Origin of the sequence: Paenibacillus gyeongsangnamensis (assembly GCF_027533625.1) — a bacterium.
GTDB classification, from domain to species: Bacteria; Bacillota; Bacilli; order Paenibacillales; family NBRC-103111; genus Paenibacillus_G; species Paenibacillus_G gyeongsangnamensis.
Genome location: NZ_JAQAGZ010000003.1, coordinates 40,067 through 62,848, shown reverse-complemented (window position 1 = coordinate 62,848; position 22,782 = coordinate 40,067). Strand labels below are relative to the sequence as shown.

Annotated in this window: 18 protein-coding genes, 3 pseudogenes and 1 riboswitch; of the genes and pseudogenes, 6 read left to right on the top strand and 15 right to left on the bottom strand. The window is 51.0% G+C overall.

The genetic code is table 11. The features are described 5' to 3' along the window. Positions 1–62 precede the first annotated feature (62 nt). Positions 63–698: pseudogene (locus O9H85_RS05130) on the bottom strand (alpha-L-rhamnosidase-related protein); the annotation flags it as partial. Positions 699–943: 245 nt separating this feature from the next. On the opposite strand from O9H85_RS05130, the gene O9H85_RS05125 reads away from it, so the two are divergent. Further along, the gene (locus O9H85_RS05125; RefSeq protein WP_269880213.1) at positions 944–1,756 is read left to right on the top strand and encodes an AraC family transcriptional regulator; all 813 of its coding nucleotides are present in this window, start codon (positions 944–946) and stop codon (positions 1,754–1,756) included. A gap of 30 nt (positions 1,757–1,786) precedes the next feature. On the opposite strand, the gene O9H85_RS05120 is transcribed toward O9H85_RS05125, so the two are convergent. The 5 genes from O9H85_RS05120 to O9H85_RS05100 form a co-directional block, all read right to left on the bottom strand. After that, positions 1,787–3,118 carry an ABC transporter substrate-binding protein gene (locus tag O9H85_RS05120; protein WP_269880212.1) on the bottom strand — a complete coding sequence of 444 codons (1,332 nt, stop codon included), beginning with the start codon at positions 3,116–3,118 and terminating at the stop codon, positions 1,787–1,789. 590 nt (positions 3,119–3,708) lie between these two features. Beyond that, a complete protein-coding gene (locus tag O9H85_RS05115; protein ID WP_269880211.1) occupies positions 3,709–3,915 on the bottom strand; it encodes a hypothetical protein in 207 nt (68 codons plus the stop codon). Positions 3,916–4,110: 195 nt separating this feature from the next. Then, positions 4,111–7,164, bottom strand: a complete 3,054-nt coding sequence (locus tag O9H85_RS05110) for a hybrid sensor histidine kinase/response regulator (RefSeq protein ID WP_269880210.1) — start codon at positions 7,162–7,164, stop codon at positions 4,111–4,113. Then, a complete protein-coding gene (locus O9H85_RS05105; RefSeq protein WP_269880209.1) occupies positions 7,161–7,598 on the bottom strand; it encodes a bacterial transcriptional activator domain-containing protein in 438 nt (145 codons plus the stop codon). The genes O9H85_RS05110 and O9H85_RS05105 overlap by 4 nt, the downstream gene beginning before the upstream one ends. Continuing rightward, positions 7,495–8,319, bottom strand: a complete 825-nt coding sequence (locus tag O9H85_RS05100; protein WP_269880208.1) for a response regulator — start codon at positions 8,317–8,319, stop codon at positions 7,495–7,497. The genes O9H85_RS05105 and O9H85_RS05100 overlap by 104 nt, the downstream gene beginning before the upstream one ends. Positions 8,320–8,727: 408 nt before the next feature. On the opposite strand from O9H85_RS05100, the gene serS reads away from it, so the two are divergent. Continuing rightward, positions 8,728–10,026, top strand: coding sequence for a serine--tRNA ligase (gene serS / locus O9H85_RS05095; protein WP_269880522.1), 1,299 nt, complete (start codon positions 8,728–8,730; stop codon positions 10,024–10,026). A 139-nt stretch (positions 10,027–10,165) separates the two neighbouring features. On the opposite strand, the gene O9H85_RS05090 is transcribed toward serS, so the two are convergent. The 7 genes and pseudogenes from O9H85_RS05090 to O9H85_RS05060 all read right to left on the bottom strand — a co-directional run bounded on the left by O9H85_RS05090 (position 10,166) and on the right by O9H85_RS05060 (position 16,446). Then, on the bottom strand, positions 10,166–11,125 hold the full coding sequence (locus O9H85_RS05090) for a methylenetetrahydrofolate reductase (RefSeq protein WP_269880207.1): 960 nt from the start codon (positions 11,123–11,125) through the stop codon (positions 10,166–10,168). Between the two features lie 320 nt (positions 11,126–11,445). Next, a complete protein-coding gene (locus O9H85_RS05085; protein ID WP_269880206.1) occupies positions 11,446–12,132 on the bottom strand; it encodes a phosphatase PAP2 family protein in 687 nt (228 codons plus the stop codon). A 23-nt stretch (positions 12,133–12,155) separates the two neighbouring features. Next, a pseudogene (locus O9H85_RS05080) lies at positions 12,156–12,554 on the bottom strand (magnesium transporter); the annotation flags it as partial. A 22-nt stretch (positions 12,555–12,576) separates the two neighbouring features. Beyond that, positions 12,577–13,713, bottom strand: a complete 1,137-nt coding sequence (gene ftsW / locus O9H85_RS05075) for a putative lipid II flippase FtsW (protein WP_269880205.1) — start codon at positions 13,711–13,713, stop codon at positions 12,577–12,579. Positions 13,714–13,727: 14 nt separating this feature from the next. Continuing rightward, positions 13,728–14,261, bottom strand: a complete 534-nt coding sequence (locus O9H85_RS05070) for an FG-GAP repeat domain-containing protein (protein ID WP_269880204.1) — start codon at positions 14,259–14,261, stop codon at positions 13,728–13,730. A gap of 72 nt (positions 14,262–14,333) precedes the next feature. Next, the gene (locus tag O9H85_RS05065; RefSeq protein ID WP_269880203.1) at positions 14,334–15,731 is read right to left on the bottom strand and encodes a sensor histidine kinase; all 1,398 of its coding nucleotides are present in this window, start codon (positions 15,729–15,731) and stop codon (positions 14,334–14,336) included. Positions 15,732–15,735: 4 nt separating this feature from the next. Continuing rightward, positions 15,736–16,446, bottom strand: a complete 711-nt coding sequence (locus O9H85_RS05060) for a response regulator transcription factor (protein ID WP_269880202.1) — start codon at positions 16,444–16,446, stop codon at positions 15,736–15,738. Between the two features lie 294 nt (positions 16,447–16,740). On the opposite strand from O9H85_RS05060, the gene O9H85_RS05055 reads away from it, so the two are divergent. Further along, positions 16,741–17,412 (top strand): MBL fold metallo-hydrolase, encoded by a 672-nt coding sequence (locus O9H85_RS05055; RefSeq protein WP_269880201.1) that lies wholly within the window; start codon positions 16,741–16,743, stop codon positions 17,410–17,412. Positions 17,413–17,551: 139 nt separating this feature from the next. On the opposite strand, the pseudogene O9H85_RS05050 reads toward O9H85_RS05055, so the two are convergent. Then, positions 17,552–18,781: pseudogene (locus O9H85_RS05050) on the bottom strand (SulP family inorganic anion transporter); the annotation flags it as partial. A 158-nt stretch (positions 18,782–18,939) separates the two neighbouring features. Next, positions 18,940–19,266 carry an ArsR/SmtB family transcription factor gene (locus O9H85_RS05045; RefSeq protein WP_269880200.1) on the bottom strand — a complete coding sequence of 109 codons (327 nt, stop codon included), beginning with the start codon at positions 19,264–19,266 and terminating at the stop codon, positions 18,940–18,942. Between the two features lie 267 nt (positions 19,267–19,533). Here O9H85_RS05045 and O9H85_RS05040 point away from each other — a divergent pair, with 267 nt between their 5' ends. From O9H85_RS05040 to O9H85_RS05030, 3 genes are all read left to right on the top strand, one after another. Then, positions 19,534–19,962: an exosporium protein C gene (locus O9H85_RS05040; protein WP_269880521.1), complete on the top strand. Its 429-nt coding sequence runs from the start codon at positions 19,534–19,536 to the stop codon at positions 19,960–19,962. 155 nt (positions 19,963–20,117) lie between these two features. Beyond that, a complete protein-coding gene (locus O9H85_RS05035) occupies positions 20,118–20,444 on the top strand; it encodes a YnfA family protein (protein WP_269880199.1) in 327 nt (108 codons plus the stop codon). 182 nt (positions 20,445–20,626) lie between these two features. Next, a riboswitch (cyclic di-AMP (ydaO/yuaA leader) is annotated at positions 20,627–20,768 on the top strand. 110 nt (positions 20,769–20,878) lie between these two features. After that, positions 20,879–22,714, top strand: a complete 1,836-nt coding sequence (locus O9H85_RS05030; RefSeq protein ID WP_269880198.1) for an APC family permease — start codon at positions 20,879–20,881, stop codon at positions 22,712–22,714. Positions 22,715–22,782 lie beyond the last annotated feature (68 nt).

Genomic DNA, 22,782 nt, shown 5'->3' with positions numbered 1-22,782 from the left:
AGGGCCGGATCCTTCTACGGTATATCCGCAGCCCGCGGCCATAAGAGGAATTCGGGTCCGATTCAGCCCCGTTTGGCCATCGAAGATTCTCTGACAATCAGCTCGGATTCAAGGATCAGCACCCGGTCCTCCGAAACGGCATCCCGCTCCAGCTGATGAAGCAGCTTCTTTACGATAGCCCGCCCCATCCGGATTTTCGGCTGATCGACCGTGCTGAGCTTCGGGCTGATATAGCGGCCGATCCGGTTATTGTCCACGCCTACGACCGCAATCTCATCAGGTATGAGTGCGTGAGCGGTTTGCGTAGGAGCTGCAATCCGTCCTGCGGGGGTGATGAACTCGTCCCGGAATGCCTTCTTGATCCTTTCCAAGAGCTCCCCGTAATGCCGCACATCTGCCGCGTTCCCAAGCACTACAGCGGCATCCCGCAGCAAGCGCGCTGAATGTGCGTAATAAGCAGTGGCAATCAAATCTTTCGGTGTCGCACCAATTAAGTTGTTCTCCTTGGCGTCAAGTCCGAGCCAATCGCCGAAGTGGAAGCCGGTATTCCATAAACATTCATGCTTTCCCTGACGCCGGATATACTCCACCCAAGCCTTCATACTGCCGTATTGCTCGGCAAGCAGCCTTGTGTCCCCGTAGGTCAGGTACATCGTCCATGGACAGATCACAGCGGTGTCGCCCCAAGCTGCGGAAGAGTGATGAAACGTATCCTGAAACGGAAGCAGGTTTTGTAGCAACAAACTTGATATCCATGATCGAGATCATCCTTATATATTGAGATTTTGAAGAACTTATCAACCTGTAATAAGTTTTATGTTATTATCTAATCAAGCATATATCATATTTATTTAGATTTCATCGACTTTATTGATAGTTGCATATCTTTTCTTAATTTTTATGCTGTTATGAAAGAGCAATTATTTAGTGGAGGGAGAATAAAATGCCGCCAAAGAATGATAGCCCTCTATCAGGAATTCAATACGGTTATTCTAATTCAGTTATGATTAAAACCAGTTATCATTATCATGACAATTATCAAATCTATTTTCTTATATCAGGTAGTAGTGAGTACTTTGTAAAAGATAAATCTTATTCGGTTTCTAATCATGATATACTTTTTATTCCTAAAGGAACGTTACATAAGAATAATTATATTTCTCAAAGTTATGAGAGGGCCGTAATCAACTTTACAGAGGAATATATAGGTATTGATTACATATTGAAAATGAAAGACCTTTTTGAGCAGTGTATATACAAGCCACAAAATCCTGAACTGATAAAAAAACTATTCTTTATAATAGGAGAGGAAATGGATAAAAATGATGATTTATCCTCTGATCTTATTAAAAGTTATTTCATCCAGTTACTTTCCTACTTCATTAGAAATAAGTCAGAATTCGTCTATCATAGCAACAACCATGCAAACCCCACTATAGAAAGACTTATTCGGTTCATTAATGCAAATTATCATTTATCGATAACATTAGACTCTGCGTCTGACATGCTTAATTTAAGCAATTCTCATCTTTCTAGACTTTTTCTTAAAACTACAGGATTGGGCTTTAAAGAATATGTACGGATCATAAGAATAAACAACGCAAAAAATATGTTAAAAACTACAAATCATTCTATCAGGCAAATAGCTTTTGATTGCGGGTTTAATGACAGTAATTATTTTTCAAAAGCTTTTAAAGAATCAACAGGGTATTCTCCTTTGCAGTTTAAGAAACATCAAAAACGGAAAAGTCCATGATATTCATGGACTTTTCCGGTACCGAATGATTTATTTTTTTACTGTTTTCAATTTTTCCTCAATAGCTTTATTCCCAGCTTCCTCCGCTGCCCGTAAGGCCGTATTAACATCTTTCCCCGCTGCTAACTCTTTGACCTGAGCATCGATGGCTGAACGGACTAAGACGTCATATTCAGTAAGGGGGTCGTTTATTTTGCGTGGTTTTGACTTAAATATACCGGCTATGTTCTTTCCTTTGAGATAAGGTACATTTGCGCCATACTGTGTTTGTAAATCCCCTTTGGTCAGAACGGAAATTTTTCCACTTCTGCTCAGTTCTGATTGTACCTCATCGGAAGTGAAGATCTTCATCACTTCAAAAGCTTCATTCTTATATTTGCTTTGCTTATTCATAATGATCGTATGTGGGGAAATGACGCGGCCTGTACCGATGGCTTCAGCGTAGTTGGGAAGCGAGACGAAATCCCATGGCACTTTATCAGCGATACTCGGATCAAGGCTCGCTACCATATCGGGAACCCATTGGGTAAACATGGCTACCCTTCCCTCCTTAAAGAATTCATTGGTACCATAAGTGAGTTTCTTATCCTCTCCGAGAAATCCAGGGACATCGAGCATATCTTTCATCGTGGTGAAAGCTTTTTTCCAATTATCGTTATTAATTGACGCTTTGTTCGTAGACGGATTAACGTAAGGTAAAGAAAGTCCATAACCTAAACGGGAAATGTTATCAGGACTCAATCCAATGTATCGGATCCCGTTATCTGTTCTGGTTATCTTACGGGCTAACTGGATGATCTCATCCCAGTTCATCCCGTCTTTCGGATACGGGACAGCGAATTTATCAAAGATATCTTTATTATAGAGAAGAGCTGCGATGTTTTGCATGACCGGTAAAGCATACATTGCACCTTTTCCACCACTGTAAACTTTAATGGAATCTATGGCATTAGGGTCGAAACGGTTCAAGTCGAAGTTGTTGCTCTTAATCAGAGTGTTCAGATCCTCTGGTACATCAAGATCCCGCCAAAGAGGAGTATTAGCGTCTGTCGTATAGATCAGGTCCGGAACGATGCCTGCAGCCACTAAGTCCTCCGGATTGGCGCCTGTCCCTTTACGTACAATATTAATCGAAATATTAGGATATTTCTTTTTTACAGGCTGAACTACAAATTTGTCGATTTCCTCATTACTAATCGCCGCGTGCTGGTAGAGAGTAAGGGTAATCGGTTCATTTGAAATTTTCGTTTGAACACTCCCTTTGTCGACACTACCTTTGTCATCCTGTGTGCCTGTTCCTTGACTGCAACCTGCAAGCGCTGTCATCAATACAACTGAAGATACAATTCTAACCCACTTCATCTTTTTCCCCTCCAAGTTGTGTCACTAACTAGCGAAAACTTTGGTAAGCGGTTTCAATTGTCGTTATCAATGATTTCTGCACTCTGGGATCATCACTTGAGATAAAGCATATATCATATTTATTTAGAGTTCATTGAGTATTTTGATCATCATTTGCCCATTTCTTTAATTTTTTGCTATAATTTTCTTCTTTTCGATCAATGTGGTAATTTTAGTTTTATTTTCGGCTGCGGACAGTTCGAGACCGGCTTCCATCAGGGCGTTGACCTTGAGGCGATTTATTTACTTGGCGATTTTGGTGTCCGGATAGATGGAAGCAAAAAAAGTCACAAAATTGCAAAATTACCCAAGCGTTTGTCGGCAGGAAATTTAACAGTGAGATTAGACTGCAGGTCGTTTTGATACGTAGAAACACCTTTGGACCCCTGCATCAAATTCCACTTTTCGCCCCAAGTTACGGTCTCCGCACTATTTGGAGGTTCTAACATGACAAGTGTGACCGTAGAAGCCTCCGACATATCGGCAGCCTTGCTAGATGATACTAAATGACATCATGAAGTTCCGCAGAGGAAATGTCGGCTTATATATATTCAAAAAAAGGAGATACCGGCTTTGAGCAAAAAGGGTGCCTGAAATTGTGGTAGTGCCGAGGATGCCGGTTTTTCCACTTGAGGGCGAATGGGACTTGCTTGATCGGTCAAAACCAGACGGTACGATGGCCCAGCCGAATGAAGCGGGGAGGAGCTGAACGCCAGGGTTAGAACCAATAAAAGAAGCAGTGTTTTCTTGCCTTGCATAAATTGGATAACCTCCGATTGTCAAATTTGAAGAACGCGCGGTGAACCATGCACCGTGCTTTATTGCGAAATATCAGCCCTTTAGACTCATGAATATGTAACTAAAGTCTTATAGAGCGACAAAATTCAGCAATATTCCGGACGTCATTTTACCACACTCGGTCTTAACAAAATCTGAACAAACGGAAGCCGTCTTTATTTCAATGCGTAAGGAACGCGGACCGTCATTTTGGTTCCTTGGCCAGGCGAGCTTTCCGCCCGCAAGGAAGTACCGTAAGCATATTTCAAGCGCTTGCCGATATTTCGCAATCCGACCCCTTGATGTCCCGAAGTTCGCAATGCGGCATCATTCGCCATAACTTGCTCGAGCTGCTCCCCGGTCAGGCCGTCCCCGTCGTCCTCTACCGTAAAGACGTATTCCGTCCCCTCCTCATAAGCCCTCACTTTGATGGTGCCCCCTTCCACGCGGTTGCCGATGCCGTGCCGTATGGCGTTCTCGACAAGAGGCTGGATCAGCAGAGGCAGCAGCCTGACATTCCCGGCCGAATCCGCGATATCGTATTCGACGCGAATCCGGTCCTGGAAGCGTGCCTTTTCAATCTCCACGTAAGAGCGGATCAAATCGAGCTCGGTCCGGAACGGGACGTCCTTCTGAACGTTGCCGAACGAGAAGCTGCCCCGCAAATAGTCGGCCAAATTCGCCGTCACGTTCCGTGACTCGCTTGCATCGGTATAGCTCAGAGACATAATCGTGCTTAACACGTTAAATAAAAAATGCGGCTTGATTTGCGATTGGAGGAAAGCCACCTCCAGATCAACCGCCTTTCCCGCCAGTTCCTTCATCAAGAGGAGCCCCTTGACGCGCGCGGTCAGCTCGGACCGGTCAAACGGCTTCGGCAAAAAATCGTTGGCCCCCGCATCGAAAGCGGCGAGCTTGTCTTCGGATAAGATCGAAGCGGTGACCATCAGCACAGGGAGCTCCACCAGACTGTGCCGTTGGCGTATCGTCCGGCAAACGTCAAACCCCGACATTCCCGGCATCATCAGATCGAGAATGACCAGATCGACGGTTTGCTTACCTTCGAGCACCCGCAGCGCTTCTTCTCCCGTATTCACCGCAATGACCATATAATCCAGGCGCTCCAGTGAATCGATCAACACCCTGAGATTGGAGAAGTGGTCATCCACCGCCAGAATTGTGTACAAGCCCTTCTGCGGCGATACATACGGCGTGGGAAACGAATAGCCGGGAGACGCCTGGGAGCGCAGTTCAACCGCCAATTCGTCGCCTCGCTGAAATCGCGCGCTCTCCTCCGGCCGGGCAAGCGGGAGGCTGAACGTAAACGTCGTTCCTTCTCCCAGGCGGGAGGCGACCCGGATCCGCCCGTTCTGCAGCTCCACCAGCTGCTTGACGATCGGCAGGCCCAGGCCGAAGCTGCGGTCGGCATCTGCGCTCAGCGACTTGAACGGCTCGAAGATGAACGCGAGGTCGTTCTCCCCGATCCCTTCGCCCGTATCCGTTACGGAGACCTCCAGCATGTCTCCGTGAACGGCTGCACCGACTGCGATCATCCCGAAATGCGTATGCTTCGCGGCGTTGTCGAGCAGGTTGCTGAGAATTTGCTGGAACCGGCTTTCGTCCGCCAGCGCGAGCGGAAGATGCTGCGGTACGTTGTTTACCAGCTGAACCGGCTTGCCGTCCGTCAGGAAGGACAGCACCTTGACGATGACTTCCGAAGCGGAACGGACGTCGAGCGGAGCGCATTCCACCTTCATTTCCCCGCGGGTCAGCCTTGACAAATCCAATATATCGTATACGAGCCGGGATAACCGTCCGGCAATGTCGGAAATGAGCTCCAGCTTCTCCCTCTGGCCTGCGGTAGCCGGATGGCGTTCGTCGGTCATCATGGACTGCGCGATATGGATCATGCCGTGAAGCGGCGTCTTGAACTCATGCGCCGTCCTGGTTAAGAAATCGTCCTTCAGCTTATCCATCTCTATGAGCCTTGAGGAGAGCTTCTCATTTTGTTTATAGGCATTCGAGAAGCGTAGCGACATTAACAAGGCAAGCATCAGGAGAAAAACGAACACTTCCGCCGGAGGAAATAAAAAGACGGGAACCGCGAAATAAACGTTGGCGTTGATCAGAAACGCGTGCACGTTCAGGGCAAGCGCGGCGACGGCCAAATAAAGACTTCCCTCCGATCTTCTTAAGGCGGCCGATAAGAAGACGTAAAGAGCATAAAATACAGAGAATGACGAGTATACGGAATGGAGCGTCAGCGTCAACCGGTGATAGGCGATGTTGAAGAAGCCGACGCTGAGCACCAGGAAAGCGAACCCGAGCGCCAGAGATATGCGGATCACTTGGCTAGAGCAGTAGGGACGAAACGCCGAATAGACGTAAGATAACAGACCCATGCCTACGGCAAGCGAGGAAACCAGCTGAAGCCGCAAAAAGAGTCCCGCCGGAAGCCGCCCGAACATGTCGTAGATGATTCGTTCTCCGCTCGTCGCCGAGAATACCGCCAAGAACAGACAGACCAAGCCGAAGATGAACAGGAAATTATCCTTCCTTCGCTGCGAATACAAGCCGATGAAATAAAGCCCGATGATTAGAAACGAAGAAACGGTAATCCAATCGTGGGCGAGCGCCTTGGATTGTAGAGCGGCGATTTGTTCCTGGGTCCCCAAGTAAATCGAATTATTGATGCCGCTGCTCCCCGGAAAGTCGTAATTGGCGACTTGGACGATCAATTCGTTCCGTCCCTGCTTCAACGGAAAATAAGCGGCCACGGTTTTATTCATACCGGCATAATCCTTCGGGTTATCCGCCGGCTGCCCGCTTCCGCCGATCGGCTTGCCGTTTACGAAAATGCGGGAGGCCATCTGAATGGATAGTGTCTTCAGCCCGTACCATTCGCCTTCGTCGCGTACATTGACCAGCAACCGGTAGGTGGCGGTTCCGAGCGTCCCGGTCTTGGCAGCCCATGATCCCGGCACCGTGATCGTCTGGGGAGCGGCACCTCTGAAATCGCCGGCCGCCATCAGGCGTCCAGGATAAAACTCCCACTCGCCGTCCAGCTTGACGGGTCCGCCTTCCGCGAAGTTCCATCCGGACAGGTCGATAACGCCTCCGGCGGCTTTGGGCGCTCCGTTGTCGCCGTACTTCTGAAGAAGCGGGATGGTGCCGTATGTACAAAGCAGCATCCCGGCCATAATCAGGATGGCCAGCCAGCGACGGCTCATGGCATCCTCCCGCTTCCGGAAGAGGAAGAAATCATTTCGAGGTACAACCTCGCCGTTTCATCCTCCAGCTCGATGTCCAGCCGCTCTCTCACCGAGCGCTCCAGCTCCTTGAAGACTTTCATGGCCCCGCTCCGGTTGCCTCCCTCCAGATACAGCTTGATCAGCTCGCGTCCGTCCTTCTCGGAATCCGGAGCGATCGCCAGCAGACGGTGCAGGCATTCGGCCGCGTAGGCGGGCTGATTATTCATTTTAAAGAACGAGCACAGCCGCGTTAATGCCTCCGCATACCGTCCGGACAGCTGATCCCTTCTTCCGTGACTCCACCGGTAATCACAATCCATGAAATAATCCCCCTTGTATAAAGCGGCCAGCCGTTCCAGCCTTACGGCGCCAAGCTGATCTCCCCTCAGCGTTTTGTCCAGCAGCTCGTCCAATTCCGCGGCATCGCAGTGGATATCGCCAAGCTGGAGGGCATAATCCGTTCCCTATTTTGTTGACGGTCAGCGGCAGGCCGTGGGAGCGCAGGTTTTTTCTCTGTAACGAGATGCAAGTATAAAGATAAGTTCTGGCCTTATCCGCATCGGATTCAGGCCACAGCGCCTCCATGATGACGGATTGCTCGACGGCCTGGCCGCCCCGGTGAACGAGAAACGCGCACAGCTCCTTTTCTTTGGTGGTACGCCAGGAGAGCTGACCCCGTCTAGCAGTCCCCAGCTGTACGGCAAAGCCGCCCAAGCATTGAAGGGCCGGCTCCGCAGCCGCCGCAGCTCTGTGAATCACCCGGGCCTCCCGGATCCGCTGAACGCTCTGGCGCAGCCTTTCCAAACGGATAGGCTTCAATAAATAATCGATCGCCCGGAACTCGAACGCTTCGATCGCATGCTCGGCATAGGCCGTTGTAAACACGACCTGGAGCTTCGGCCGGGCCGCCTGAAACGCTCTGGCCAGGTCCAATCCGTTCATGCCGGGCATTTCGATATCCAAGAACACCCCGTCTGCCTGAAGATGCTGCAGCGCATCCAGTGCCTCCAGAGGATTCGTATAGGTTCCGACTACGGCTACACCGCCGATTTCACGCAGCAGTATATCCATCATCCCGAACGCATGCTCCTCGTCGTCCACGAGCATGACTCGTATGTTCTCCGCCCCTTCCACCGGACTTCTCCTTTCGGTTAACTATTGTTTCATTTATCATACCATCTTCTATTCGCCTCTTGTACAATCCGGCCAAGACAATTTTCGGCGGGGCATGACTGCCGGATTAGAACTGTCGCCGCGATGGGCCCCCGCCCTTGATTTAGCTCCAAAAATGTAGTATGCTACGTCAAAATGAATGATTCAATCATGCCTGTGAAGAGCATCCAACTCGGAGGCGTTCTCGTCAAGGGACATCTTGTCCCCTAAGTTTACCGGACCCGCCCGTTATCGCGGAACCAAAGCGGATCGGACCTGCATGTCCGGTCAAGTTGGGTGGCACCGCGAGTCCTAGCGCTCCTCGTCCCATACGGATGAGGGCGCTTTTTGCGTTTTTTTAATACAAGAAACCGGAAAGGGACGATGACCATACTTAACATTGGGTGGATTCGGGACAACAGGGACCAAGTGCAGCAAGCGGCCGATCACAAGGGGATCGAGGTGAACATCTCCGAGCTGCTTCGGTGTGATAATCGCAGACGCGCTCTCCTGCAGCAGGTGGAGAGCTTAAGGCAAATCCGCAATCAAATCTCGCAGCAGATTCCCGGTTGGCTGAGGCAGGGCCTTACGGAGGAGACGGAGAAGGCGAAGATGAAGGTGAAGGAAGTCAACCGGGAGCTTCGGGAGCTGGAAGAGGGGCTCGCCGAGACGGAGCTGGAATGGAACAAACGGATGCTGGAGGTGCCAAACATCGTCTCTCCCGACACGCCAAGAGGCCGATCGGATGCGGATAACGTGGAAATTGCGCGGTACGGCGAGCCTCCGGCCTTCGGCTTCCCACCGCTCGACCATATCGCTCTGGGCGAAATGCATCGGATGCTCGATCTTCCGCGCGGCGTGAAGACCGCCGGTACCCGCAGCTATTATTTGTGCGGCGCGGGCGCCCTGCTGCACAGGGCGGTTCAGCAGCTTGCCCTGGATGTGCTGCTAGCCAGCGGCTTCACTCTGCTGGAGGTGCCTCTGATCGCGCGTACGGAAGCGCTGGTCCATACCGGCTTCCTCCCGGCGGGAGAGGACCAGACCTACCGCCTGGAAGGCATGGACCTGCGTCTCGTCGGCACCTCGGAGGTGCCGCTCGTAAGCTATTACAGCGGTGAGATCGTTGACGTCGCGCAGCCCGTCAAGCTGGCGGCCGCCTCGCAATGCTTCCGGAGCGAGGCGGGCTCGGCGGGCCGGGATGTGCACGGGCTGTACCGGGTCCACCAATTCGCCAAGGTGGAACAGGTCGTGCTGTGCGAAGCCAATCTGGAGACGGCGGAGCGGCTGCTGCAGGAAATAACGGCTCATTCGGAGAGCGTTCTGCGGCAGCTGGAGCTGCCTTACCGGGTGGTAGCGGTATGCACAGGAGATATGGCGGCGAAAACCTACAAGCAGTACGATCTGGAAGCCTGGATGCCCAGCCGCGGAGCTTACGGCGAAACCCACTCGTCCTCCAACCTGCTGGACTTCCAGGCCCGCCGCGCCGGGATCCGTTATCGGGATCAGAGCGGCGGGCTGAGCTACTGCTATACATTGAACAATACCGCAGTCGCCTCGCCGCGAATCCTTATTCCGCTGCTGGAAAACCATCAGCAGGAGGACGGATCGATCCGCATTCCCGCCGCTTTGCGGCCCTATATGAACGGCTTGGAACGACTGGTCCCCCCTGCCGCACACGAGCAGCCGTAGCCCCAGGATAAACGGCTACGCCGTCCTTGTCTTACAAGGACCAGCGCATTTACCAAGGTTGATGCGAAGCTATAAGCTACGAAAACTTATAAATTCTTATCAATGAACAAAACAAAGGAGCCGCAGCGGCTCCTTCTTTTTATGATTGCATGACGGGCTGATCCGGTTCAGTCGGCTCCAGCTTTTTCGCGATGCTGCTTTGAATGTCTTTCACCAATTGAATCGAAGCTTCGATCTCCACTTTCCGGGTCGATACGCTTTCCACGCTGCAGCCGATCGGAATGCCCTTTTCCAGTCCGAACTCGAAGATTTCCTCGAATATTTTGTGTGTCACCCGGATGGACTTATCCAAAATATCGTTGGAATGCATCAGATCGTTTTCGAGCCATCTGGGCAAGCTGATCCCCAGCCATTTCATAAACCCCAACGTTTTGGAAGAGCCGCAAGGGGCGATGTTGAACAAGATGGGTACCATCTCGATTTCATTGCGCTCGCAGTAATAATAATAATCGGACAAAAAGTTCTTGGAGGCTTCGACGTTGTAAGTAGCCTGCGTTACGAAAAACCGGCAGCCGCTTTGGGCTTTGTCGATAACCCGGAGGTGCTCGTCCCGGCGGGCGGTATGCCTTTCGGGAATAAGCACGCCGCCCAGAAGCAGACGATCGTTTAACCTATGACTCATGGCATAGGCATCCGGCAGCCTCAATCGGATCTGCTGCTTGCTGGAGGAAGCGCCTACAAAAACGGCATACCGGTCCTGACTGGAGTCTGAGGCGATCCATTCGCTCAATTCCCGCTCAGTATATTTACCCACGCAGCGATAGATGATTTTGGGTACCTTCAGCTCGTCTAAATACGCATTGCTGTAAAGCGTCGGTTCCAAGGTCGGAAGATAGGGGAACGGCCGTTCCTGCTCCTGCCTTTCCGCTTCATCCTGCACATCGTAAATAATCAACGCATCCATATCGATCCCGCTCAATCGTTCCAGCTGCTTTTGTGCGATTTCACTTATCTTTTCCGGCGTATGGCTTTGCTTTGGCGGCGTGATCCCATAGGTTAAGATGCCGGGTTTTCTGTTGACGATCTTATCTTTCAGCATGGTCCCCGTCCTTCCTCGAAGCGCTCCCTGCTCCGTCCTTCCATTATACCTCTTTATTCGATCAGATTGGAAGGAATTTTACCTGCGCCGCACTGCGAAGTGGCGAACCGGCTGCAGAGCGATATCAGCCGCTTCAAGGTGTAAGAATCACGGGGCAGCAGCCGATGCAATCCAGGATAAACGGCTACGCCGTCCTTGTCTTACAAGGACCAGCGCGTTTATCAAGGTTGATGCGAAGCTGTAAGTTGTGAAAACTTATAAATTCTTATTAACAAATAAAACAGCAGCCTGCCGAACCGGCAGGCTGCTGCTGTTGTTTATCAGGAATCCGCGGCTTTATTTGCCGATGGCGCAGGGTGGGCCTGCAGCTTGGCAAATTCCGTACTCCATTGGAATAACCAGATGACAAGAGCGATCCAGAAGCCGCTTGCCAGCAGCGCTCCGATAATATCGCTTGGATAGTTCACGCCAAGATAAACCCGGCTTAAGCAGATCATCAGAATGACGAAGCCGCAAACGGACAGGAGCAAACTGCGTCCCCGCCGCGTAGAGACATGGCGCCACAGCAAATAGGCAAGGGCTCCGTATAACGCGAACGCTCCGATGGCATGACCGCTCGGAAAGCTGTAACCGGACTCTTCAATCAAACGGAGCACGGTCGGGCGCTCCCGGTGAAAGCCTTCTTTTAACAATGAATTCAATACCGCCGCCCCGCCTAATGCAGCGCAGAAGAATAGGATCTCCGCCCTGTGCCGTAGCACGAAAAACAAAAAGGCCATGATGCCGGCGGCAATGATAACGGAGCTTTTCGCTGAGCCGATGATAGTGAAGATTTCCATTACTTGTGTTAAGCCGGGAGAAACGACGCTTTGTACGACTGCGGCAACGGTTCTATCAAATGAATTGGACGGCTGGCTGCAGACGGTCATGGCCAAGGCGCCAAAGCCGATAATCAGCAGCAGTCCTGCAAACATGTAATATGGATTAGGTCTTTCTGTTCCTTTCAATCCAATAGCCCTCTTTCTTTCCGCTATAGATGAAGAATAATCTTGGCTATCGTGAAATAAATGATAAGTCCCGTACCGTCCACCAGGGTCGTGATGAATGGACTGGAGACGACCGCCGGGTCCGCCTTCAGCTTATGCAGCAGCAAGGGGAGAATCGCCACCACAAAGGACGCCCATAAGACGATGGTGAGCGCCGTGATGGCCACCACCAGCCCGACGTTCCATTCCACTCCGAGAAACCAAGCCCTGCCGTATGCGACAAGGGAAACCGAGGCTCCCGTCATCAGCCCTGTGGCGACTTCCTTCCTGATCACCTTGAGCATATCGCGGAATTGGACTTCCCCTACGGCGAGCGCCCGAACCAGGGTAGACACTGTCTGTGTCCCTGTGTTCCCTCCGATTCCGATCAGGAGAGGAATAAAAACACCGGCCGGGAGGGGCTTCTTATCGCGCGGATTGCGATGCTTGCTGTTGATCCAGACGCCTTCGATGATTATCCCGAGAAATGTTCAGCAGTATGCCGGTGCAAGCCATGCATAAGATCAACGAGGAACCTCCGTAGCTGGTCAAAGGGAGCGGTACTCCGGTGATCGGCAGCATGCCTGTCACCGCCCCGAGATTGAGCAAAAATTGAATAAAAATCATCGAGACGATCCCCATGCCAAGCATGTGCGCAAAAGGATCCTGGCTTCTGACTGCAGTAATAAATCCGCGCCAAATGAAAAGGAAGAACACGAGCAGGAACAAGGACGACCCAACGAAGCCCATCTCCTCGCCGATTACCGCAAATATGAAATCCGTGTGTGCTTCCGGCAAATAAAACAATTTTTGAACGCTTTTCCCTAGCCCGGTACCCGTAAAGCCACCGTGTCCTAGAGCATACAAAGATTGAATGAGCTGATAACCGGAATCGGATTGATTCTCGAACGGATTCAAAAAGGAGCTTAGCCGTTTGAAACGGTAGCTTTTGCTTACGGCCAGAAAAACAAATAAGGGGATAACAGCGATGCAGAGCAGCGCAAAATGGCGTAAATTAACGCCGCCTACGAGCAGGATCGAACATGAAATAAACGCCAAAATCATGACCGTGCCGAAATCCGGCTGCTTCATGACAAGCAGAAGCATGAAACCGATCATCAGGAGCAAGGGCAGCAGCCCCCGTCTAAACGATTGAAACTTGGGACCCTTCTTGCTGATCATAGCGGATAAATAAACGATGATGGCCAGCTTGGAAAATTCCGCCGGCTGGAAGTTGAAGCTTCCGACGACAAACCACCTTTTCGCACCATTGATGTTCACGCCGGCAACTAATACAAGAACAAGCAGCAGCAGTGAGAACACCAAGAGGAAAGGCGCGGTTTTTTTCCAGAAGGGGTAAGGAATCGCCATAAAGAACAGCATGATGATAAAACCAGCCAGAGCGAATATCCCTTGTTTGTAAACGTAATACAATGGACTGCCATATTTGTAATAAGCTGTAGCCGAGCTGGCGCTAAAAATCATCACCATGCCGAAGCCGACCAGCAGCAAAATAAGGAACAGAAGCAAAAAATCCGGACGGCCTCTTACAGTGCCATTCAATGGGGAAAAGCCTCCTAGTTCAGATCGAGTGATTCGATATTAAAATGTCCTTGGTATCCCTTTTTAATCCTTAAATTCAATGTATTGTTTCCCCACTCATAAATATCCAGTCCGTTTTGTCCGCCGCCGAGGGACCAACCGAGCAGAATTTCGGGATGGCCGTCCTTGTTCACGTCGGCGACTCCAGCATAATCCAAATCGTAGCCGAAGCCCTTCGTATCCCATACGATCCGCCATTTCTCATTCTGCTTCATGACCAGGGCCGCCTTTAAATCCTTCCCACGATTCACGTTTTCTTCATAAACGACGATCGCCTCGTCCGTGCCGTCTCCATCCAAATCACCGAAGGAAAGGTCGTGGGCGGAGGTTAAGAGGCGCGCTCCCTCGGGCAGCAAATCTTTCAGGATCGCGTCCCACTTATCCTGCGGGACAACCCCTTCCGAAACGGGCGGCTTTATTAAATTGATAGGAGCCGCAGGCATCCCGCATCCGCTTGCCCCGAGCAAATCTACCAGCACAGCACATGTCATCAATAGCCTTCGAAACATAGCCTGCTCCCAGCCTTCGCTATTCTGTAGTTTATTTTACATGCCAGTGAAACGAAAATGGTTATGAAAGGGTTAAACTTGTTCATTCGCTTCAAGCGGCAGAACGATTTCGACCCTTGTTCCCTTCCCCACTTGACTTTGAACCGTTAATTCGCCGCCATGCAGCTTGACGATTTCCTCCGAGATGGACAGTCCAAGCCCACTCCCTGCCGCTTGGCCGCTTCCTTTGTAAAACTTCTGAAAAATCTTGCCCAGCTCATATTCCGTGATGCCGACCCCGGTATCCGTCACCGCGATGACAGCCTTCCCCCGGTCCGGCCGGACGGCAAGCGTAATGCTTCCTCCCTTATCCGTGAATTTGAGCGCATTGTCGACCAGATTAATCAGCACCTGCTTCAGCCGGCTCGGGTCCGCAAAAATGTTCGGAACCGGGACATCCGCCTCCACCTGCAGCTTGATGCCTTGCCGGTCCGCTCTGGGCATAAGCTGCTTGGCGACATGCCGAAGCAGTTCCGGCAGCGGGAACGAGGTGCGGCGGAGCTCGATCCGGCCGTTATCCAGCTTCGAGAAATCCAGCAGCTCGTCCACCAGCCGCGTTAACCTGTCCGTCTCTTCCTCAATGACGTCAAATCCGTCCTCCAGCAGCAAACGATCTTCCAGACTGGATTTCAGCGTAACGACCCAGCCTTTGATCGACGTTAACGGGGTACGGATCTCATGAGAAACGGAGGAAATAAACTCGCTCTTGAGCCGCTCGTTTTGCTTCACTTTTTCCGCCATCGTATTGAGCGTATCCGCTAACGTGCCAAGTTCGTCCCGATACCGTTTTTTCGCTCTGACTGAGAAATCCCCCTCCGCCATCCGTTCCGCAGCCCGCTTCAGCTCGGTGATGGAGCTTGTGATGGTTCTGGATAACCATAAGCCTAGCACGGCTACGATGACGATGACGACGAACCCCGAAGAGATGTAGACGGAGGCGATGTATTGCACGGTCTTGTTCGTTTCGGTCATCGAGGTGACGAACCGGACGAGCCCCACCGTCTTCTCCCCGGCTTTCAGCGGGTAAGAAACCGCCATCACCGGCTCCTTCGTTAACGGCTCAGGACCTCTCCAAATAGAGGAGGTCCCGCTCATAGCCTGCCGGACGTCCTCGTAGCCGTTCATGTCTTTGCCCGGAGGCTGACCGGCAGAATCCTGCAGAAGCCGTCCCGACGGGCCGATGATCTGAACCTGTGCGGAGGAATTTTCGGCGAATCCGCTCAGGAGGCGTTCCGACTGCTTCTCGAGATCCTGGTCGGCAAAATATTGGTGAAAGAAGGAGGCGGATATTTGAGCCTGATTTATTAAAATCCGCTCCACGTTGCGATCATAGTAAAACTTCACAAAGCTGATCGCCAGTCCCTCCAGGATCGCAACCGTAACCAGAATAACCGCCAGGTAACTGCCTACCAATCGTTTTTGGATACCCAACCTTTCAGCCGTCCTTTCTCCACCTGTAACCGAGCCCCCAGATAGTTTCGATCAACGTCGGTTTGGAGCAGTCGTCCTCCAGCTTCTCCCGCAGCTTGCGGACGTGAACGTCCACCGTTTTGATATCGCCCACGAAATTTTCACCCCAAATCAGGTTAAGCAGCTCATTTCTGGATAATGCCTTGTCCGGATGTTCCATAAACGCTTTGACCATTTGGTATTCCTTCGGCGTTAATTCGATCCGGCTGTCTTGTTTAAACACCTGGTTTGAGTCCAGATCCAGCCGGATAGAGCCGGAGTAAAGGATGTTTCTTTGCGCTTTCGCCCCTTTCCGGGTGCGGCGCAGGACGGTCCGGATTCTGGCTACGAGCTCCATCGGGTTGAACGGCTTGACGATATAGTCGTCCGCCCCGAGCTCGAGCCCATTGATCTTGTCCAAATCCTGTCCCCGTGCCGTCAAAAACACGATGACGATGTCAGGGTCCGTTTCCCTAAGCCTTCGGCAAATTTCAAAGCCGTCCATATCCGGAAGCATGATATCCAGCACCACCGCATCGGGCCTGCTTGCGCTAGCGGCAAGCGCCCCCAAAGCCGCTTCCCCGCTGGCGGCCTCCGTTACCGTAAACCCGTTCCTTTCCAAGAAAATCGTCACAAAACGCCTAATATGTTCATCGTCCTCAACGACAAGCACACGATAACGGTAAGAAGAATCCATGACTGCCTCCCCGGCCTTCCGCTCATTCCCAATAAGCGGGAAAAGAATAAAAGGAGCCTTCTCCTGCAAGGCTCCTCCGATACAATCTATAAGTAACAACATAGAAATTATACATGAGTTCCGGTGCGCTTACAAACACATTTTCTGCCGAACGGCAGCTCCCTGAGGCGGCTAAGTTGCGGAGTAAAGACCGGTCCGGCCGTACCGCTTGGAACGAATAAGGCGTACTGTTGAACTGTCCGTTCCCGATCGATACAATTAAAAAGTAAGCTAATAGGATGGAGGATGGGTTCGATGGCCAATAACGAGATCAATGCCGTTCAGTTGGAGATGGATGCCGGAGGGCGCACGTTCCTTGTTCATGCGGCGCTTCTAAAGGATGAACGCGACGCTATTCTTGTGGATACGGGGATCCCCGGGCAATTGGAAGTGATTCGCCAAGCCCTCGAGCGGCAGGGTCTGCCTTTCGGGAAGCTGACGAAAATCATCATAACCCATCAGGATCTGGATCATGTCGGGAGCTTGCCCGATTTGGTCAACGCTTCGGGCGGACATCTTGAAGTACTCGCTCATGAGCTGTCCAAGCCTTACATTCTGGGTGAAGCGCCTTTGATCAAAAGAGGCATCACCGTGCAGGCTTCCAAAGTAGACGTTACGCTTCAGGACGGCGACTTGCTTCCTTATTGCGGGGGAATCCGCGTCATCTTCACGCCCGGTCACACGCCGGACCACATCTGCTTGTACCACGTTCCAAGCAAAACGTTGATTTCCGGGGATGCGCTGACCTCGGTCGACGGTGTCCTCATGCCGCCGAATCCCGACTTTACGCCGGATATGGCAACCGCCCTCAAGTCGGTCGCCAAGCTGCTCGATTACGACATCGAGACGGTCATTACTTATCACGGCGGGGTTTGCACGAACCGCATCAAAGAGCGGCTAGCCGAGATCGCAGAAGGAAAAAAATAAGGTAGACCGGACGCTTCGCGCATCAAAGCCGGGCATTCGTTACGGTGCGATGAAGGAATAAAAGAATAGGCATGCTGCCAGTGCGGCATGCCTATTCCTTCTCGCTGTCTCCGATCAGCCGCTTCCCCCGGTCCCGTATCATGCCTGCTGCATAGATGAGGCCTGACAAAGCCGTCCCGACCGCAATGGCAATCGTCAGATCCGTCAAGACCGTGCAAAGGAACGTGACCAGCAATACCGGAGCATCGGCCGGCTTGGACTTCAACACGTGAACAAACTCTTTCCTTTCGCTCATATTCCAGGCGACCGTCATTAAGATTGGGGCCATACTCGCCAGAGGAATGCCCGAGGCGTAAGGAGCGAAAAAAATCAGGACCAGCAGGACGACCACCCCGTGCACTATCCCGGACAGAGGAGACACGGCGCCGCTTTTAATATTGGTCGCCGTTCGGGCGATCGCGCCTGTCGCAGGAATCCCGCCGAATAACGGAGTTAACATATTTGCGATGCCTTGCCCCATCAATTCCCGGTTGCTGTTATGCCTCGTTCCCGACATCCCGTCCGCTACGACGGCCGACAGCAAGGATTCTATGCCGCCCAGCATGGCGATCATGAAAGCCGGCTTGAGCAGCGATTGAAGATGATCCGCTTGAAAGGCGGGAAGATGCAGGCTCGGCAAGCTGCTCGGAATGCCGCCGTACGTTGAACCGATGGTGGCGACCTGACCCGGATAGAACAACACCGCTGCGACGGTTGAAATCAATAGTCCTACCAACGAACCGGGACATTTCGGTAACAGCCTCGGCGTCAGGACGATCATCCCCAAACAAAGGATAGCCGTCAGCATACTGTAGCTATGGATTGTTGAAAGGTGAAGGCCTAATTCCTTCATATTCGACAAAAAGTCCTCGTGCTTCTGAAGACCCCGCAATCCGAAGAAATTCGCGATTTGACCAGTAAATATAATAACGGCAATACCCGCGGTAAACCCTGTCGTAACGGGCTTTGGAATGAACTTGATTATACCGCCCAGCTTGCATGCCCCCATGAGAAACAGCATGAGGCCCGCCATAAAACCGGCTATCAGCAAATTGTCATACCCATACTGCATGACGATTGCAAACAATATGGGTACGAATGCACCGGTAGGGCCGCCGATCTGAAATCTCGAGCCCCCGAATAAGGAAATGCAGATCCCCGCGATGATCGTTGTAAATAGTCCATATTCAGGCTTGACTCCCGATGCAATAGCAAACGCCATTCCTAATGGAATGGCGACAATGCCGACCATGAAGCCGGCGAAGAGATCTTTGAGGAATGAATTGAAATGATATCCCAGATACCTGCCTTTAAAAAAGGATCGTTTCATATCGGACTCACATATCCATAAACATTTGATTATTTGAATATATGAATGATCATAAATCCAAATGACCAAATCGTCAATCGCATGATGATTCGATATTGGAATAGTTGAAATAAGAATGGGCCCCCTGGTTCATCCCCGGCGGCCCCTTCCGAATTCGATTATTGATTCTTAATATTTTCCAATAGCGTTATCGCGTTAATGAGATGGTTGTCGAAAATTTGTTTGGCTACTTTCAGCAAATCCTTTATCAAAGGATCTCTTAAGGAGTAAATGACCGAGGTTCCGTCCTTCGTCCCCACAACCACATTCTTACTTCGCAAAACGGCAAGCTGCTGCGACACGGCGGAGCCCTCGCTGCCTAACAGGGTTTGCAGTTCATTCACCGTTTTATCCCCTTCGGACAGCAGTTCAAGAATTCTTATCCTTAACGGATGGGATAACGCTTTGAAAAACTCCGCTTTGAATTGCTGGACCTCTTGGTACATGGTGTTCTCCTCTAACCGTTTGAAGATTTAATTACTATTCATAATAGCATATTTTGATATGAATGCGTAATGACCATGAGCGAAACGCAGCTATTGCCTCCAGGGGCCGTTCACGAAGGAGACGGTCCGTTCCCCGTTCCCCTCTCTCCTCCTGTTCCTCATCGCGGTCCGCACTTGTTGATTTCACGAGCGGCTGGATTTGCGCACAAACCCGTTCGAACCATGAGACATATATTAAACTATCAAACTATTAAGGAGATGATCCTTGTGGCCCGTATTCTTGATTATCAAGCCGTTGAGCCGCTTCGCCGCTTTAATAAAGCCAAGTCCTTCATCATTCCGCGGTCTCCAAAAAGAGCCAGACTGGCATCGATTCAATTACGTATTCCTGCCAATGCCAGCTTGAATAATAAAGTGGAGTTAATTGCCACTGTCGGCGTGCAGGGAGTTACCGGCATCGCGCAGCTTGTGTTTCGAATTTTTCGCGATGGAAAAGAAATATTCAGAACTCAGCAAGGCGTAGAATCAGCGGGATCCGAGCAAAACTATGTCGTTGCATTCCAAGCCATCGATTTCAATTTAAGATCGGGGGCTCATGTCTTCACCCTAACCGTTGAAAATATTACGGCAGGAACGAGAGCGGACGTCGTCGGGCCCATTTCCTTCAGCGGTAAAGCGATCAAGAGAAACGGATAAAGCAAGCTTGCATGGAATAGCCTGGAGCCAGGATCGCCGGTGCCCGCGGTTGCGGCCCGGCTTTTTCTTATTGAGTGTATTCCCGCCTTTGCCGCATAATAGCATTGACAGGCCGTTACCGGCCGGCTAAAGTACGATTAAGGAGTACAAAGACGATGCTTAAAGCAGCCCTATTGTTTATATTGGCCGGATTGGCTGAGATTGGCGGAGGCTATTTGATCTGGCTTTGGCTGCGCGAGTCCAGGCCGTTCTGGTATGGCTTATTAGGCGCGGTCATTCTGGTGCTGTACGGGATAGTGCCGACCCTGCAGACGTTCCCTTCTTTCGGGCGTGTCTATGCCGCTTATGGCGGTGTCTTTATTATACTGGCCGTATTTTGGGGATGGTGGGTGGATAAGCAAACACCCGATACGTATGATTGGATCGGCATGCTGCTTTGCGTTGCCGGAGTTTCGGTTATGTTATGGGGACCCCGGAATTAAGCGTCTGCCGCAACTATTTTTTCAAGAAGTAAAGCTAATGAATAAAATAGTGAGCTTGAAGCCGCATAGCCATTATGAAAACGCTTTTTCGACTTGTTTTAAAACCAGTGCAGCCCCATATTCATAGTTCAGCGGTTTTACTTTGGTTGAAATAGAAAGTAATATTCAATTCGTACTTCAAAAATTTCATACCGCTGAATTTTCATTTATGAAGAACGGGGGACCCGGGTAAGTGGGGTGAATCCTATGCCAGGAGCATGGGAAGGGCGAGCTTCTCACAGCCCTAATCCGACAGCTAACCTCGTAAGCGCCGAGTGAGAAGGAGAGATGAACACAAGACTCTAGCCTTGTGTTTTTTATGTTTTTCTAGGGACATATCAAACACGAAATCTTATAGAATAAGCTAACTATTCACTCAACTGAGGTGCACAAGAATGACGACAGATTCTATAAAAAGGGTGATCTTCGGCCGACCGCTCAAATCCAACGAGCTGGAGCACGAGAAGATGCCCGTATGGAAGGCTCTCCCGATCTTATCTTCGGATGCCTTGTCCTCCGTGGCTTATGGAACGGAGCAGATCCTAATCGCTCTCGCAGCCGTAGGAGCCGCGTCGGCCTCTGCTTTTTCACTTCCTATAGCCATTGCCATTATCCTGCTGATCACCATTCTTGTCGTCAGCTATAGACAGGTCATCGATGCCTATCCGCAAGGCGGCGGTGCCTATATGGTTTCCAAGGAAAATCTGGGCATGTCCTTCGGAAGGCTGACCGGCGTCTCGTTATTGATCGATTACACGCTGACGGTAGCGGTTTCCGTCTCGGCCGGCGTTCAGGCCGTTACATCCGCTTTTCCCGCTGCGATTCCTTATATCGTACCGATCGCTCTTTGTCTGGTCTGGCTTATGGTATGGCTGAACCTGAGAGGAACTTCGGAATCGGGTACCGTGTTTGCCTTCCCGACTTATTTCTTTATTCTCTGCGTGCTGGCTTTAATCGGTAAAGGGATGTTTGATTTGGTAACCGGAACCGGTCATGCGGCTGAGATCCATCTCATCCCTCCCGCCGCACCGACGGGGCTAACCTTGTTCGTTTTGCTAAAAGCTTTTTCTTCCGGCTGCTCTGCCGTCACGGGGATTGAAGCTATCTCGGAAGCTGTTCCCCATTTTAAAACTCCTTCCAAGGACAATGCTAAACGGACTCTGGTTTCCTTGGGAATTTTGCTAGCGGTTATATTCGGAGGGGTTACACTCTTAACGATGGCCTACGGCATCACGCCGGATCCGAAGGGGCACACCTCCGTATTATCCATGGTAACGGAAAGCGCATTTGGCCGGGGAACGCTGTACTACGCTACTCAGATCGCCACGATGATGATCTTGACCTTGGCCGCCAATACCAGCTTTAACGGATTTCCGATTCTAGCGTCGATTATGGCGCAGGACAAGAACTTTCCGCGGATGTTCGCCAATCGGGGAGACCGGTTATCCTTTCACTTCGGAATCATAACATTGGGCATTCTGGCCAGCGTGCTGCTGATTGCGTTTCAGGGTAAGACCGATGCCTTAATCCCCCTCTATGCCATCGGCGTTTTCTTATCCTTTACGCTGGCACAAAGCGGTCTCGTTCGCAAGTGGCTGAAGGAAAAGCAAAAGGGCTGGCAGGCCCGGTTCATCGTTAACGGAATAGGCGCTCTGGTCTCATTTGCCGTACTTATTATCTTCTGTGTTACCAAATTTATCGAAGGCGCTTGGATTGTCATCGTTTTGACGCCGATCCTCTTGTGGTTTATTACCAAAATCTACAATCACTATGAGGATGTGGCGGACCAGCTTCGGATCAATCTGGAAGAGCCATTGCCCCACAAGGAATCGATTATTATTATTCCGATCGCCGGGATTCACCGGGTCGTTGCCTCCACGATTGCTTATGCCAAAACGCTGTCCCCAAACGTTGTGGCCTTCTATATTTCCTTCTCCGATGAGGATGAGGAGAAAATGGAGAAGAAATGGGAGCAATGGAACCCCGGAGTGCGTCTCGTCGTATTCCGTTCCAGATATAGAATCATCGTCAAACCGCTGGTCGAATTTATTGAACGGATTGATACTCATGTGAAGGAGAAGCAGACCGTGATGGTCCTTCTGCCTCAATTCGTCGCCAAAACATGGTGGCAGCGGCTGCTTCATAATCAATCGGCCTACCGCATCCGTTCGACGCTGTTAAGAGAGAAGGATGTCGTCGTGGCTACCGTTCCTTATCATTTAAGCGAATAGAGCGAAGCCGGTAGCGAACGCCGGTTCAGTAAACTCTCGGTTATCGCGTGCTAAATACTCGGTTTTCC

Coding starts and splice junctions, on each gene's coding strand:
- O9H85_RS05120 (WP_269880212.1), bottom strand. CDS start 3,118: ATGAAGTGGGTTAGAATTGTATCTTCAGTTGTATTGATGACAGCGCTT.
- O9H85_RS05045 (WP_269880200.1), bottom strand. CDS start 19,266: ATGTACCAAGAGGTCCAGCAATTCAAAGCGGAGTTTTTCAAAGCGTTA.
- O9H85_RS05110 (WP_269880210.1), bottom strand. CDS start 7,164: ATGAGCCGTCGCTGGCTGGCCATCCTGATTATGGCCGGGATGCTGCTT.
- O9H85_RS05030 (WP_269880198.1), top strand. CDS start 20,879: ATGACGACAGATTCTATAAAAAGGGTGATCTTCGGCCGACCGCTCAAA.
- O9H85_RS05125 (WP_269880213.1), top strand. CDS start 944: ATGCCGCCAAAGAATGATAGCCCTCTATCAGGAATTCAATACGGTTAT.
- O9H85_RS05090 (WP_269880207.1), bottom strand. CDS start 11,125: ATGCTGAAAGATAAGATCGTCAACAGAAAACCCGGCATCTTAACCTAT.
- O9H85_RS05115 (WP_269880211.1), bottom strand. CDS start 3,915: ATGCAAGGCAAGAAAACACTGCTTCTTTTATTGGTTCTAACCCTGGCG.
- O9H85_RS05060 (WP_269880202.1), bottom strand. CDS start 16,446: ATGGATTCTTCTTACCGTTATCGTGTGCTTGTCGTTGAGGACGATGAA.
- O9H85_RS05055 (WP_269880201.1), top strand. CDS start 16,741: ATGGCCAATAACGAGATCAATGCCGTTCAGTTGGAGATGGATGCCGGA.
- O9H85_RS05035 (WP_269880199.1), top strand. CDS start 20,118: ATGCTTAAAGCAGCCCTATTGTTTATATTGGCCGGATTGGCTGAGATT.
- O9H85_RS05070 (WP_269880204.1), bottom strand. CDS start 14,261: ATGTTTCGAAGGCTATTGATGACATGTGCTGTGCTGGTAGATTTGCTC.